This is a genomic window from Prevotella sp. oral taxon 299 str. F0039 (assembly GCF_000163055.2).
Classification (GTDB): Bacteria; Bacteroidota; Bacteroidia; order Bacteroidales; family Bacteroidaceae; genus Prevotella.
The window spans coordinates 423,963-438,877 of record NC_022124.1; the positions used below are offsets into that span (position 1 = coordinate 423,963).

Annotated in this window: 13 protein-coding genes; 7 read left to right on the forward strand and 6 right to left on the reverse strand. The window is 34.0% G+C overall.

Features of this window, described 5'->3' with window-relative positions; genetic code table 11:
- Positions 1 to 167: 167 nt before the first annotated feature.
- From rplI to HMPREF0669_RS01735, 4 genes are all read right to left on the reverse strand, one after another.
- A complete protein-coding gene (rplI, locus tag HMPREF0669_RS01715) occupies positions 168 to 641 on the reverse strand; it encodes a 50S ribosomal protein L9 (protein WP_009228791.1) in 474 nt (157 codons plus the stop codon).
- A 13-nt stretch (positions 642 to 654) separates the two neighbouring features.
- Positions 655 to 924, reverse strand: a complete 270-nt coding sequence (gene rpsR / locus HMPREF0669_RS01720) for a 30S ribosomal protein S18 (protein WP_009228790.1) — start codon at positions 922 to 924, stop codon at positions 655 to 657.
- Positions 925 to 926: 2 nt separating this feature from the next.
- Positions 927 to 1,271, reverse strand: a complete 345-nt coding sequence (gene rpsF / locus HMPREF0669_RS01725; RefSeq protein WP_009228789.1) for a 30S ribosomal protein S6 — start codon at positions 1,269 to 1,271, stop codon at positions 927 to 929.
- A 529-nt stretch (positions 1,272 to 1,800) separates the two neighbouring features.
- Complete coding sequence (locus HMPREF0669_RS01735; RefSeq protein WP_009228787.1) at positions 1,801 to 2,778, reverse strand: ROK family protein; 978 nt, start codon at positions 2,776 to 2,778, stop codon at positions 1,801 to 1,803.
- A gap of 139 nt (positions 2,779 to 2,917) precedes the next feature.
- On the opposite strand from HMPREF0669_RS01735, the gene HMPREF0669_RS01740 reads away from it, so the two are divergent.
- From HMPREF0669_RS01740 to HMPREF0669_RS01755, 4 genes are read left to right on the forward strand one after another with little or no spacing between them, the layout of a single operon-like run.
- Positions 2,918 to 3,589: a LysE family translocator gene (locus HMPREF0669_RS01740; protein WP_020967932.1), complete on the forward strand. Its 672-nt coding sequence runs from the start codon at positions 2,918 to 2,920 to the stop codon at positions 3,587 to 3,589.
- Between the two features lie 39 nt (positions 3,590 to 3,628).
- The gene (locus HMPREF0669_RS01745) at positions 3,629 to 4,171 is read left to right on the forward strand and encodes a DUF4924 family protein (RefSeq protein ID WP_009228785.1); all 543 of its coding nucleotides are present in this window, start codon (positions 3,629 to 3,631) and stop codon (positions 4,169 to 4,171) included.
- A gap of 33 nt (positions 4,172 to 4,204) precedes the next feature.
- Complete coding sequence (gene rfbD, locus HMPREF0669_RS01750; RefSeq protein ID WP_009228784.1) at positions 4,205 to 5,059, forward strand: dTDP-4-dehydrorhamnose reductase; 855 nt, start codon at positions 4,205 to 4,207, stop codon at positions 5,057 to 5,059.
- A gap of 32 nt (positions 5,060 to 5,091) precedes the next feature.
- Positions 5,092 to 6,660: a peptide chain release factor 3 gene (locus HMPREF0669_RS01755; protein ID WP_009228783.1), complete on the forward strand. Its 1,569-nt coding sequence runs from the start codon at positions 5,092 to 5,094 to the stop codon at positions 6,658 to 6,660.
- A 974-nt stretch (positions 6,661 to 7,634) separates the two neighbouring features.
- Here HMPREF0669_RS01755 and HMPREF0669_RS01760 read toward each other — a convergent pair.
- Entirely contained in the window at positions 7,635 to 9,332 is a 1,698-nt protein-coding gene (locus HMPREF0669_RS01760) for a putative transporter (protein ID WP_009228782.1), read from the reverse strand.
- A gap of 24 nt (positions 9,333 to 9,356) precedes the next feature.
- A complete protein-coding gene (gene proS, locus HMPREF0669_RS01765) occupies positions 9,357 to 10,838 on the reverse strand; it encodes a proline--tRNA ligase (protein ID WP_009228781.1) in 1,482 nt (493 codons plus the stop codon).
- Positions 10,839 to 10,966: 128 nt separating this feature from the next.
- Between proS and HMPREF0669_RS01770 the strand changes: the two genes are divergently transcribed.
- The 3 genes from HMPREF0669_RS01770 to HMPREF0669_RS01780 all read left to right on the forward strand — a co-directional run bounded on the left by HMPREF0669_RS01770 (position 10,967) and on the right by HMPREF0669_RS01780 (position 14,885).
- Complete coding sequence (locus HMPREF0669_RS01770; RefSeq protein WP_009228780.1) at positions 10,967 to 11,644, forward strand: OmpA family protein; 678 nt, start codon at positions 10,967 to 10,969, stop codon at positions 11,642 to 11,644.
- 71 nt (positions 11,645 to 11,715) lie between these two features.
- On the forward strand, positions 11,716 to 12,420 hold the full coding sequence (mtgA, locus tag HMPREF0669_RS01775; RefSeq protein WP_009228779.1) for a monofunctional biosynthetic peptidoglycan transglycosylase: 705 nt from the start codon (positions 11,716 to 11,718) through the stop codon (positions 12,418 to 12,420).
- A gap of 53 nt (positions 12,421 to 12,473) precedes the next feature.
- The gene (locus HMPREF0669_RS01780; RefSeq protein WP_009228778.1) at positions 12,474 to 14,885 is read left to right on the forward strand and encodes an ATP-dependent helicase; all 2,412 of its coding nucleotides are present in this window, start codon (positions 12,474 to 12,476) and stop codon (positions 14,883 to 14,885) included.
- The last annotated feature ends 30 nt before the right edge of the window (positions 14,886 to 14,915 follow it).

Consider the following 14,915-nt stretch of genomic DNA (forward strand, 5'->3'; position numbering starts at 1 on the left):
ATTCTATTTATTTATAATAATATTTGATACAATAAATATAATGTATTGTTCTTAATTTTGTTTAGATGAAATAATATTTATAGAATAAAAAATCCCGAAAAACATAACGTCCATCGGGATATTTTATATTACTACAACTGTATAGTTATAATTGTTACAATAAATTATTATTTCTCAGCTGTTTCTTTCTCTTCTTTTGTAGCCTCAGCTACGACCTTAACAGGTACGATTGCTTCAACTTCTTTGTGAAAGTGAACAGTAGCTTCAAAATCACCTACGTGTTTGATATCACTCATTGTGATAATCTTACGATCAATTTCAAAACCTTTTTTCTTTAATTCTTCTGCTACGATTGCTGTATTTACAGATCCATAAGTTGCACCTGTTGCAGATACTTTAACTTCGATAGTTAGTTCAACGCCTTCTAATTCTGCAGCTTTCTTCTCAGCATTAGCTTTAATTGCAGCAAGTTTATGAGCTTGTTGTTTAAGGTTTTCTGCTAAGACTTTTTTTGCTGACTCTGAAGCAATAATAGCTTTACCTGTAGGGATAAGGTAGTTACGACCATAACCTGATTTTACGTTTACGATATCGTTCTTATATCCTAATCCTATAATATCTTCTCTAAGTATAATTTCCATTTCGTACCTCCTTTTATTTCATTAAATCTGTTACATAAGGAAGCAAGGCAATTTGACGAGCACGTTTAACTGCTTGTGCTACACGTCTTTGGAATTTCAAAGATGTACCTGTAATTCTACGAGGTAAAATCTTTCCTTGTTCATTTAAAAACTTTTTCAAGAACTCAGGATCCTTATAGTCGATATACTTAATACCACTCTTTTTGAAACGACAATATTTCTTTTTCTTATTGTCAACAGATGGTGGGGTTAAATAACGAATTTCGCTTTGTTGTTCTGCCATGATTAAGCCTCCTGTTTTTTAGCGTATTTATTTTTTCTCTTGATAGCATACTCTGCAGCATACTTGTCAAGTTTAACAGTAATGAAACGGATAACTCTCTCGTCACGACGATAGCCAATTTCGAGAGTGTTAACAATTGTAGGCTCAGCCTTGAATTCTAGCAAGCAATAAAAACCTGTAGATTTTTTGTCGATAGCATAAGCCATCTTTTTTAATCCCCATGCCTCTTCATTCAAAATTTCAGCACCATTATCGGTAAGAAGCTTTTTGAATTTAGCGACCGCTTCCTTCATCTGTTCATCAGATAAAACGGGAGTTAAAATGAAAACGGTTTCGTAATGATTCATACTACTTTTAATTTATAAAAAATATGTTTATTAATTCGAGATGCAAAGTTAGTGTTTTTTTATGAATTTCAGATATTATATTTTATAAGAATCGAATAATTATCTTTAATTAACAAATAAATGGTTCATTAATTTTTGGCTATCCCAAGTGATAATTATATTTTTGTGCTTTATAAGAGATTATGATATAGAATGAAACAATATTTATATAAAGATTCGGGCTTATACCTTATATATATAGGAGTAATGTTGCAGATTTCAAGTGCTTTTCAATTCATGAAAGAATATAAGGATGCTTTAATCATTATAGGCCTCTTATGTATTGCTAGCGGATTTATTATCTATCTTCAATTCAGAAAGAAGCAAAATTAAGGTGATAAGAAATCTTCCCAATGAAACTTTTTTTTGACCTAAGAGGTGTGAGAAAATAAGAGTTGGAGATAAAATAAAAGTGATATCATCTTGCTATATTTAAAATCATAGAAAGATGATATCGCTTAGTCTTAAGGGGATCTTTATTATTTACGAATTATAAATCCCATCCTACAGCAGATGCTCCTAATACTGCAGCAGAAGAGCCTTCTAGTCCACTAATTAGGAACTTTGCTTTGTTCTTATAAATTTTCAAGACATGTTGGTCAAAGCTTCTTTTCAATGGTTCCATTAATAAATCGCCAGCTTTTGTTAAGCCACCAAAGAAAATAAATGCTTCTGGAGAAGAGAAAGCTGCAAAGTCTGCACATGCTTCACCAAGCATCTCTCCTGTAAAATCGTATACTCTTTTTGCAAGTTTGTCACCTTTGCTTGCTGCGATGCTAACATCTAAAGAAGTAATGTCTTCTGGGTTTAATTCTCGTAATAAAGAGTCTTCGTCAGAATTTTGTAAAAATTCACGTGCAGTTCTTGCTACCCCTGTTGCAGAGCAATATGTTTCTAAGCAACCTGTTCTACCGCATCCGCAAGAACGTCCGTCTTCTCTACGGAATGGAACGTGACCTAATTCTCCTGCGAAACCATCGCATCCATAAACTACCTGGCCATTTATAACTATTCCAGAACCAACACCTGTTCCAAGAGTTATAACGATGAAGTTCTTCATTCCGCGTGCAACTCCGTATGCCATTTCACCAATAGCAGCTGCATTCGCATCATTAGTTAAACCTACAGGAATATTATTTAGACGTTCTGAAAACATTTTTGCTAGAGGAATTTTTCCATCATGTGCCCAAGATAAGTTTGGAGCAAATTCTATTGAGCCACTATAGAAATTTCCATTTGGGGCACCTATACCCATAGCTTTAATTGTATCTATACCACCAACTTGTTCTATTATTACATGGAGAGCTTCGATAGCTCGTTCAACATACTCTTCCACACTATTCGAAGCTGTCTTTATTGCAGTTGTAGCTTTAATTTCTCCTCTACTATCTACAATTCCAAAAACAGAGTTTGTGCCTCCTAAATCAAGACCTATTACATAAGGCTTTACTAATGGTTCTTCATTCATATTGTTATATTTTAATATTGTTTATTGTTGATTATTTAAAGATTAGAGATGTTTCGCAAAGTTATTAAAAATATGCAAGCTCACAAACTTTTGAATAGAAAATTTGTGCAATCGATGTTTTTTTTGCAATTTTGCATTTATGTTGCTGAATATTAATCACATTGATATATTAGATTTAATCTTAAAGGGAATATTAATTGGTATAATTGCATCTGCACCAATGGGTCCAGTTGGTATTCTTTGTATACAAAGAACACTAAATAAAGGACGTTGGTATGGATTTGCTACAGGATTAGGAGCTGCTATAAGTGATATGCTATATGCCTTAATTACAGGTCTTGGAATGAGTTTTATTATGGATTTTGTGAGTAGCCCTCAGGCTCTTTTTATTCTCAAAATCAGTGGCAGTCTTATTCTTATGGCTTTCGGAATATATTCTTTTAAAAGCAATCCAACCAAGAACCTTCATAAAAGTGTTAAAAAGAAAGGAAGTTTAATATATAATATGATGACAGCTTTAGGGGTAACGATATTTAATCCTTTAATTATTTTCCTCTTTATAGCCTCTTTTGCTCAGTTTGCATTTATACGTCCCAATCATCCTTATGAAATGGTTGTAGGTTATTTCTGTATTTTTGGAGGAGCACTTATGTGGTGGTTTGGACTCACATGGCTAATAGATCAAATTAGAGAAAAATTTGATACATCTGGGATTTTATTGATAAATAAGATTATTGGATGTATTGTTATCATTTTTTCTGCGATTATGTTAGTCGGAACTGCATTTAATTTATATAGTATTTCAATATAAATTTTATCCTTATTCATTTAGAATAAATACCTAATTATTATGTTCATATCACAAGAATTAAGAAAAAAAAATATCGCAGAATATCTATTATATATGTGGCAAGTTGAAGACCTTATCAGAGCTTACCAATGTTCCTTGTCTCGAATACAAAACGAATACATATCTAAATTTGATTATTCGGAAGAGAAAAAGGCAGATTTAATAGATTGGTATGGTGATCTTATTCGAATGATCAATCAAGAAGGTAAACGTGAAAAGGGACATCTTTCTATTAATTCTATTCTTGTAGAAGATTTAAAAGATCTACATAATCAATTACTTCAAAGTTCTAAGTTCCCTTTTTATAATGCCGAATATTATAAAGTACTACCATTTATTGTAGAATTAAGAAATAAAGGAGATAAAGATATCAATGAAATAGAAACATGTTTAAATGCTCTTTATGGTGTAATGATGCTGAAACTACAAGGCAAGCCATTGTCTGTAAATACAGAAAATGCCATCAAAGAGATTACTATTTTTATTGGTATGCTTTCTGATTATTACATAAAAGATAAAACAGAAGGATTGATTTTTGAATAATTTTTCTAGTTTTAGAACATAAACATCATAGATATGAGAATTTTAGTAACAGGTTCTAATGGACAATTAGGAAGCGAAATTGTTGCACTTCAAGCACAAGAATCCCACCACCAATGGTTTAACCTAGATATAAACGAATTAGATATTACTGACAAAAAGGCTATAGAGCAATTTGTTATGAGTAATAGTATTGATGGAATTATTAACTGTGCAGCTTATACCAATGTAGATAAGGCAGAAGAAGATATAGAGGTTTGTTATAAGGTTAATAGAGATGCACCTCAATATTTAGCACAAGCCATTGAGAAAGTTGGTGGATTTATTATTCATATTTCAACCGATTATGTTTTTGATGGCATCAGTAATATTCCCTATACAGAACAAGATAATCCTAATCCTGTAACTATTTACGGAAAAAGTAAGATAGCAGGGGAACAAAATGTTTGTAACTCTTGTAAACGACATGTTATTATTCGTACTGCATGGGTTTATTCTTCATTTGGAAAGAATTTTGTAAAAACAATGATAAAGTTAGGTAAAGAGAAAGCAAATCTTGGTGTAATATTTGACCAAATAGGCTCTCCAACTTATGCTAGAGATTTGGCAAAGACTATAACTACAATTATAAATCAAGGTATAATACCAGGAACTTATAATTTCTCGAATGAAGGTGTTATTAGTTGGTTTGATTTTACTAAACACATTCATCAACTTGCTAAGATCACTTCGTGCAAGGTGATTCCTATTCATACTGCCGACTACCCAACCCTTGCGAAACGTCCACATTTCTCTGTACTTGATAAAACGAAGATAAAAAAGACTTATAATATTGAGATACCTTATTGGAGAGACTCGTTAGAAGAATGTATTCAATTACTTAAGCAATAATATTATAATAGAATAATAAATAAAGTATAGATATGCTTAACGAAATAGAAAGAAGAAGAACGTTTGCAATTATATCACACCCTGATGCTGGTAAGACTACTCTTACGGAAAAATTCCTTCTCTTCGGAGGTCAGATACAAGTTGCAGGAGCCGTAAAAAGTAATAAAATTAAGAAAACAGCAACTTCAGACTGGATGGAAATTGAGAAACAAAGAGGTATCTCTGTTTCTACATCTGTGATGGAGTTTGATTATAATAACTACAAAATCAATATTCTAGATACACCAGGTCACCAAGACTTTGCTGAAGATACTTATCGTACTTTGACCGCTGTTGACTCTGCAATTATTGTTGTTGACTCTGCAAAAGGTGTAGAAACACAAACCCGAAAGCTAATGGAGGTTTGTAGAATGAGAAAGACACCTGTTATTATTTTCGTTAATAAGATGGATCGAGAAGGACGTGATCCTTTTGATATCCTCGACGAATTAGAAAAGGAACTACAAATTAAAACCTGTCCATTGTCGTGGCCTATCAATCAAGGAATTAAGTTTAAAGGTGTTTATAATATATATGAACAGAAGTTAGACCTCTTTACTCCTAACAAACAGAAGGTGACAGAAAAGGTAGAAGTTGATATCAATAGCAAGGAATTAGACTCACGTGTGGGTGATAGTGATGCTTCTAAATTGCGTGACGATCTAGAACTTGTTCAAGAAGTATATCCAACTTTCGACAATGCTTCATATAAAGCAGCAGAAACCGCACCTGTTTTCTTTGGTTCTGCATTGAATAACTTTGGTGTACAAGAATTGCTAGATTGTTTTGTTGAGATTGCTCCTTCTCCTCGTCCAACTAAAGCTGAAGAGAGAGAAGTGAAACCAGAAGAACCTAAGTTCACTGGATTTATCTTTAAAATTACTGCAAACATCGACCCAAATCATCGTAGTTGTATTGCTTTCTGTAAGATCTGTAGTGGTAAGTTTGTGCGCAATCAACCTTACTTACATGTGCGTTTAGGAAAGACTGTACGCTTTTCTTCTCCCACACAGTTCATGGCTCAACGTAAAAGTACTATTGATGAGGCATATCCAGGTGATATTATTGGTTTACCAGACAATGGTATCTTTAAGATAGGTGATACTATAACCGATGGAGAGCAATTACATTTCCTTGGGTTACCATCATTCTCTCCTGAGATGTTTAAATATATTGAGAACGATGATCCAATGAAAACAAAGCAACTTAATAAGGGTATCGACCAGCTAATGGACGAAGGTGTTGCTCAGTTATTTGTTAATCAGTTTAACAATCGTAAGATTATTGGAACCGTAGGACAACTTCAATTCGAGGTAATTCAATATCGTTTGGAAAACGAATACAATGCAAAATGTCGTTGGGAGCCTGTCCATCTTTATAAAGCTTGTTGGATTGAGGCTGATAGTGAAGCAGAATTAGAGAACTTCAAGAAACGAAAATACCAATATATGGCAAAGGATAAGGAGGGAAGAGATGTGTTCCTTGCCGACTCAAGCTATGTTTTGAGTATGGCACAACAAGACTTTGAGCATATAAAATTCCACTTTACATCTGAATTCTAGTAGTTCTTTTACTAAAGAAAGAATACTATATAAATAAAAGAGGGTGTGTATTGCAATATACATGTCCTCTTTTTTGTTTGAGTTACTTTATTGTCAGCTTTTTAGAATCTTATATGTTCTCTCCTAATAGCATTATTTTTGCGATACAAAAGCATTGTGTTTACATCTCAATTGCATTGCTTTTTGATAGAAAAAGCAATGAGTTTTTCTAGCTATCATTTTGTGTGCGTGTTTCAATATAAAAATATTTTATAAGCATTATTTTTTGATTCATTTTAGAATATTGAAGTTCGGTAAAACTTTTCTCTTTTATTCATTGTAATAAAGAAAACCCTTAAAAGTACTATTTTTTTTGTATTCTTCTCTGAATATTTGCCTTAAGTTCATTTAAGTAAAAGTTTTTGATAACTATTACTATTTGAGAGCCAAAGTAAGTCCCTATTGGTTATATGAATCTGTAGTGTCGAGAGATAAAGGCTTATAGAACTTTCTATCAGTTTTTATCGGATAGTAATAATTTTATAAGTAGGTAGTGTACTAAAGAAGTTTGTGTTTACGCACTTTCTTAGCACATTATTCTTTTAGGATAGTACATACCCAACGTTATTTTAATGTGCAGATATAATTATCTTTCTAAAAGATTTGGTATCTTAGAATAAAAATATTATTTTTGTATTGTTATCCTGAATACAATCTTTTTACCTTTAAAAACTAATACCTATTGGTTCAAATGCCTAGCTCTGTGAAGAGCTAGGCATTATTCATCGTAGTAAATGTATGGAACAATAAATATTTGTCTAGGGTAAGCATGCATTTAATGGTAGCATACTAAAATATGAGCTTATACACTTTTATAGTATACACCTACCAATATTATGTAAAGAATGAGATATTGTTAGTTTAATCTTGATACAAAAAAAATATAAGGAGGTATTAAAATACCTCCTTATATTTTTCATATTGTAATTGAATCCCTATCCACCACAGAAGAAGAGTACAATTAGTTGTGCTGTAAATATTCTAAGAAACATTGTTAATGGATACACTGTTGAGTAACTAATAGATGCTGCCTCCCTGTTGCTAATTTGATTTGCGTATGCCAATGCAGGGGGGTCTGTGTATGTTCCAGCAAGCATTCCCATAATGGTGAAATAATTAAATTTGTATTTCATCCGGGCAATTGTTCCTATGATTAGGATAGGAATGATAGTTATAATAAAGCCTGTGTAAACATATTTTAATCCGTCTCCTTGTACAACTGTATCCCAAAAATGTGCTCCAGCTTTGATACCAACGCATGCAAGGAAAAGAACTAAACCTATTTCTCTTAACATCATGTTTGCGGATGTAGTGGTGTAGGATACCAACTTAAACTTATATCCAAAGCGACCTATAAGGATTGAAATAATCAATGGACCTCCTGCGATACCTAATTTTAGTGGAACTGGCATGCTGGGAAGACTGATAGGAATACTTCCAAAAATAATACCAACAATGATTCCAATAAATATCGTTACAATATTTGGTGTATCTAGGTGTCGAGTTGAATTTCCAACTAATGTACTTACACGATTTACATTATCTTCAGGACCTACAACCATTATTCTATCGCCAATTTGAAAGCGATGGTTTCGAGTTGCGAATAAGTCCATTCCTTGTCGAGTTATACGTGTTACATTTACGCCATATATACATGAAAAATTCAGACTTCCAAGGGTCTTACCATTTATTGCAGGACTTGTAACAATTAATCTTTTTGATATCATCGGTTGAGCTTGATGATCTTCTTTCCATTCAGCTTCAATTTCAGGACCAATGAATGCCTGAATAGCTTCATAGTCTCCTTCTGCACATACAATAAGAACCTCGTCTTCTAAGTTGAAAATGGTTTCTTGGTTAGGAATAATAATAGTTCCATTTTGTAGCATTCTGGTACAAACCATTTCACGATTCAAAAACTCTGAAATTTGTTTAAGAGTTCTTCCTACGATGAAAGAATTACGTACTTGTAAGTACATTTGATGAGGTTTTGCATGTGGGTTGTCTATTTCTGTCTCTGCGAGTTGCTTGTCTTCTTTTTCAAGATTGATCTTACAAATGTAGCGAATCGCAATAGTTGCTCCAATAATACCAAGTACTCCGAGAGGATAAGCACAAGCATAACCACTTGCAATCATTGGGCGTGTAGCTTCATTAGGGAACACAGAAACCAAAGCTTCATTGGCAGCACCAAGTCCAGGTGTGTTAGTTACAGCTCCAAAGAGTGTTCCTACCATCATTGGAAGGTTGTTGGGGTTAGATGTGTCGAAGAAAAGATAGTAGCAACCAAACATCACTAAAATGTTCAGCAGAATTGTTACAGTTGATAACATGTTCAGAGTAACTCCTCCTTTTCTAAAACTTTCGAAGAAACCAGGACCAACTTGTAGACCGATACAGAATACAAATAGAATCAAACCGAAGTCTTGTACAAAAGTAAGAATTGGAAGAGGAGCTGTAAATCCGATATGTCCTGCAATGATACCTGTAAAAAGTACAAATGTTACGCCTAGTGAAATTCCTGCAATTTTTATTTTACCTAATAACACTCCGATAGAGATTACAAGGGCAAATAACAATGCAATATGGGCAACCGACTCAGTATTGGTAAATAGATTGTTTAACCATTCCATAGTTTGCTATTATTATTTATATTATTAGTAACTTCTTGCAATGATCACACGATATTTAGATGGTTTACCAGAAACCATGTCTATTCCTTCTGTTTGCTCGTAAGCAAAAGGTACACAACGAATAGTTGCTTGTGTATCTTCTTTGATTTTAGCTTCTGTTTCGGCTGTACCATCCCAGTGACAAAGGAAGAATCCACCTTCTTTTACCTTTTCTTTGAACTCTTCATAGTTCTCACATTCATACACTCTTTCATCTCTATACGTGCGAGCTTTTTCAAATATATTATTTTGAATGTTGTCTAATAGCTGTATAATGTGTTCTGCAATCCCATTTAATGAAACAGTTTCTTTTTCAAGAGTATCACGTCTCATAATTTCCACAGTGTTGCTTTCAAGGTCTCTTCCTCCCATAACAAGGCGAACAGGAACTCCCTTTAATTCGTAATCTGCAAACTTGAAACCAGGACGTTTGTTATCACTATCATCGAATTTTACGCTGATTCCGTTTTCTCTTAGTTTTGAAATAACTGGTTGAAGTTTTTCTGTGATAGCAGATAGTTGTTCTTCTCCCTTTGCAATAGGAATGATAACAACTTGAATAGGAGCAAGTTTTGGAGGAAGGACTAAACCATTATCGTCGCTATGAGTCATGATTAAAGCACCTATAAGACGTGTTGACACACCCCAAGATGTAGCCCATACGTATTCTGCTTTATTCTCTTTATTTAAGAATGTTACATCAAATGATTTCGCAAAGTTTTGTCCTAAGAAGTGAGAAGTACCACTTTGAAGTGCTTTTCCATCTTGCATCATCGCCTCAATAGTATATGTGTCAAGAGCACCAGCAAACTTTTCACTTTCACTTTTCACTCCTTGAAGAACAGGAACAGCCATCCATTTTTCTGCAAATGTCGCATAAACACTTAACATTTTACGTGCTTCTTCAACTGCTTCTTCTTTTGTTGCGTGAGCAGTATGACCTTCTTGCCATAAAAATTCAGATGTTCTTAAGAATGGACGAGTACGCATTTCCCATCTCATTACATTGCACCATTGGTTGCACATCAAAGGAAGATCTCTCCAAGATTTAATCCAGTTTTTGTAAGTATTCCATATAATGGTTTCAGATGTAGGACGAATGATTAGTTCTTCTTCTAATCTTGCAGATGGATCAACAACTACTCCTGCACCGCTTTCACTATTCTTTAGACGATAGTGAGTAACAACTGCGCATTCTTTTGCAAATCCTTCAACATGTTCTGCTTCTCTACTTAAGAATGATTTAGGAATAAGTAGGGGGAAATATGCATTTTGAGCACCTGTTTCTTTAAACATCTTGTCAAGTTGTTGTTGCATTTTCTCCCAAATAGCATATCCATATGGTTTGATAACCATACAACCTCTAACAGCAGATTGTTCTGCTAAATCAGCCTTAATGACAAGATCATTAAACCACTGACTATAATTTTCTGCTCTTTTTGTGAGCTCTTTTAGTTCCTTTGGCATAAGTTATTTCTCTATAATTATAGTGTTTAATTTGGCTACAAAAGTACAAAAAAATGTTGGTAAATAAATGGGTTGTGATAAAAAAGAATTACCTTTGCACTGCGTAATATTTAATTTTATAGGTAATTATGAAGAATGTAAAGATGATAACACTTGGTATGTGTTGTTTAACTATATTAAGTTGTCAAACAAAACAAGGGACTGGTGCGCTTATTGGTACTGGAGGCGGTGCCGTTTTAGGTGCTATTATTGGGAGAATTGCAGGTAATACAGCCGTAGGAGCAGCAATTGGTGGAGCTGTAGGAGCAGGTGCTGGTGCAATAATTGGACGTCATATGGATAAAGTTGCCCAAGAAACCGCAGCAAAAGTAAAGAGTGCAAAGATTGAAGAAGTTACAGATGCTAATGGTTTAAAGGCCGTTAAAGTAACATTTGATAGTGGCATTTTATTCTCAACAAATAAGGCAGTATTAAGTCAAACAAGTAAGAATGATCTTGCAAAGTTTGCAACAATATTGAAAGAAAACAGAGATTGCCATGTTGATATCTATGGACATACAGACTCTACAGGTAACGATGGAATCAATATTCCTTTGAGTAATAGTCGTGCTCGTAGCGTTGTTAACTACTTAGAGTCATGTGGCGTAACAGGCTCTCAATTCAAAAACGTACAAGGTAAAGGTAGTTCTGAGCCAGTAGCAAGCAATTCTACTGCTAGTGGCCGTCAACAAAACCGTCGTGTTGAAGTGTATTTGTATGCAAGTCAAGCAATGGTTAATGCTGCCAACAATGGTACTTTAAGATAAGAAGAATAAGAACTTATTTATAAAAGCATTTAAATGGGGAGCACCATAGCGAGTGCTCCTCTTTTATTATTATGAGACAAGTACAAAAAATTATACGCTGGATACTCGCTTTGTTCTTTGGAAGTAGTATTCTTGCAGTAGTTTTATATCGTTTTATACCCGTATATGTCACCCCATTGATGATTATACGCTGTATACAGCATTCTGGAGATGAAGGAGGAGCAGGCATACATCACTCTTGGATACCTCTTTCTGAGATGTCAAAGTATATGCCTGTCGCTGTTATTGCAAGTGAAGATCAACGTTTCATGATGCATCATGGATTTGATTATGATGCAATAGAGAAAGCGGCAAAACACAATTTAAAGAAGAAAGGCAAGAAGTTGGGCGCAAGTACCATATCTCAACAAACTGCAAAGAATGTGTTTCTTTGGCCTGGTCGTTCGTGGATAAGAAAGGGATTTGAAGTGTATTTCACCGCATTAATTGAACTAATGTGGAGCAAACAGCGTATAATGGAAGTATATCTCAATTCTATTGAAATGGGAAAGGGAATTTATGGGGTTAGTGCTGTTGCTAAATACCATTTCGAAGCCAATGCAAACGAACTAACAAGAAGTGACTGTGCTCTTATAGCAGCAACGCTTCCTAATCCCATTAAGTTCAATAGTGCTCTGCCAAGTGCATATATTCGTAAGCGACAAAGACAAATTTTAGTTCAAATGCGACATGTTCCTTTGATGCCAAAAGAAGGAGAAGACCCAAAAGAAAAATAGTTATTACTTATAATTTGAACTGTTCTTGAAACTAAAAAATAACATATAAAAGGATGAATCTTTTGAATGAATTAAATGAAAAGCAAAGAGAAGCGGTTGAATATATATCAGGACCACAGCTTGTTATTGCAGGAGCTGGATCTGGAAAGACACGTGTTCTAACCTATAAAATTGCCTATTTGATAGAAAAAGGCTTTATGCCTTGGAGTATCTTGGCTTTGACTTTCACCAATAAAGCTGCTAATGAGATGAAAGAAAGAATAGCAACTCTAGTGGGAGAGCAGTCTGCACGTCAATTACAAATGGGTACTTTTCATTCTGTTTTTTCACGAATTCTTCGAAACGAAGCAGCTACAATAGGCTATCAGCGTAACTTTACTATCTATGATGAAAGCGATTCACGTTCCTTAATTAAAACTATCGTGAAAGAACTTCAATTAGATGACAAAGTGTATAAGCCCGCAACTATATCTTCAAGAATAAGTATGGCAAAGAATATGCTTATCTCTTCAGAACAATATGCGTCGGATTCTGAACTTATTGACCGAGATAAAAGAGACAATATTCCATTGACATACAGTATATATAAGATTTATACTCAACGATGTGTTAATGCCAATTGTATGGATTTTGATGATCTATTAATGAACACTTATAGATTATTTAAGGAGCATGAAACAATCAGACAAAAGTATGCAAACCTTTTTTCTTATATCTTAGTAGACGAGTATCAAGATACCAATTCAGTGCAACAACATATTGTTAGCTTGTTAACCAAAGAGAAACAACATATTTGTGTTGTTGGAGATGATGCGCAAAGTATCTATGGTTTTCGTGGTGCTAACATAGATAATATATTGAGTTTTCAGAAAGTTTATCCCGATTCAAAACTCTTTAAGCTTGAACAAAACTATCGTTCAACACAGAATATCGTTCAAGCAGCAAACGGATTGATTAAATATAATAAACATCAAATCCCCAAAGATGTTTATAGCATGCAAGAAAAAGGGGAGAAGCTCGTAGTAAAAGAAGCGGCATCAGATAGAGAAGAAGCATCTATTGTTTGTAGAGATATTAATAAAATACGGAGAAATTTTGACGATGAATATAAAGATTTTGCCATTTTATATCGCACGAACTCACAGAGTAGATCTTTTGAAGACGAGCTGAGAAAAATGCAAATCCCATACGTTATTTATGGAGGGCTCAGCTTTTATCAACGAAAAGAGATAAAAGATGTTATTGCATATTTTAGACTTGTTGTTAATCCTTCTGACGAAGAAGCCTTAAAAAGAATTATTAATTATCCTACTCGAGGTATTGGAAACACTACAATTCAAAAGGTTATTGATGCTGCTCGTTTACATAATGTAAGCCTTTGGAAGGTAATTTCTTCACCAGCAAAATACAATGTATCTCTTAATAAGGGTACAATAACAAAACTCTCTGGATTTGTTAACTTAATAAGAGGATTTATAGAGCTACTCGATAAAAAAGATGCTTTTGTATTAGGAATGCAGATTATCAAAGAAAGTGGAATTACTGCAGACATATTTTCGAGTACAGGTGTTGAAGGTTTATCACGTCAAGAGAATATACAAGAATTCATTAATAGTCTTCAAGAGTTTGTAGATGCTCGTAAAGAAGAAGGAGAGGGAGATTCAATTGGATTGCCTGATTTCTTGCAACAGGTTGCTTTATTGTCTGATTCTGATTCAAACGACGATACAGATAATAAAGTTTCATTGATGACGATACATGCTTCAAAGGGATTGGAATATCCCAATATCTTCATTGTTGGATTGGAAGAGAACATCTTTCCCAGTCCTATGATGTGCGATTCTTTGCGTAAGTTAGAAGAAGAAAGACGTCTTTTATATGTTGCTATCACACGAGCAGAGAAGCGTTGTACTATTACTTTTGCTAAAAATAGATATCGCTTTGGTAATGTGGAGTTTAACAATAGAAGTAGATTTGTAGAAGAATTGGATAAAAAATATATCGAATTTGATGATAATAGCAATGCTTTTAGCTCATTAAAGCATAGCTCTTACAATGCAATGTCAATGCAAAATAATTCGAGAATGAATGCTCAAAATAGTCATCCTGTGGCTTCTCAGTTTATGGCAGATGCAAAACCACGTATTGTTGGCTTACGAAAACCAGAACAAAAGGTCGATCCTTTCTCAGAAAGATTTAAGCAACGCTTAGTGAAAGAGGGTGGAAGATTGGTTAAGGTTAATCGTCTGATCAATCCAAGTAATGCTGAAACAAAGGTAGAAAGTACGTCTACTTCTGCAGGTAACTTGAAACTTGGGACAATAATTGAGCATCAACGATTTGGAAAAGGAAAGGTTTTACAATTAGAAGGAACAGGTGAAAATGCCAAAGCAACAGTCGAATTTGCGAATATAGGAACCAAACAATTGCTACTTAAGTTTGCCAAATTCACCATCATAGGTTAATTTTTTTACTTTCATTCTATTGGTTTAAGA